This is a genomic window from Achromobacter sp. ACM04 (genome assembly GCF_014851465.1).
GTDB lineage: Bacteria > Pseudomonadota > Gammaproteobacteria > Burkholderiales > Burkholderiaceae_B > Achromobacter > Achromobacter aegrifaciens.
Genome location: NZ_JACUZS010000030.1, coordinates 1 through 255, shown reverse-complemented (window position 1 = coordinate 255; position 255 = coordinate 1). Strand labels below are relative to the sequence as shown.

The following is a 255-nucleotide window of genomic DNA, read 5'->3' as shown; positions in this document are numbered from 1 at the left end:
TTGGAAGAAACACAACGCGTGGCGATCAGAGTCAGACTCGATGATCACGCACGGTGGGGTGTAATTGGTGTTGGCTGGCTGCTGACGGTGCAGCCAGATTTTGTATTGAACGACACTTGGAACGCTACATCACCAGGTCATAACCATCAGTGTTATAGGATCAAGCCTCACGGGCAATTAGTATCGGTTAGCTTAACGCATTACTGCGCTTCCACACCCGACCTATCAACGTCCTGGTCTCGAACGACCCTTCAG

1 rRNA gene is annotated in these 255 nt (G+C 51.0%); it reads right to left on the bottom strand.

Annotated elements, in window-relative coordinates:
• Nucleotides 1-156: 156 nt before the first annotated feature.
• Nucleotides 157-255, bottom strand: a 23S ribosomal RNA gene (locus IB259_RS31290); the annotation flags it as partial.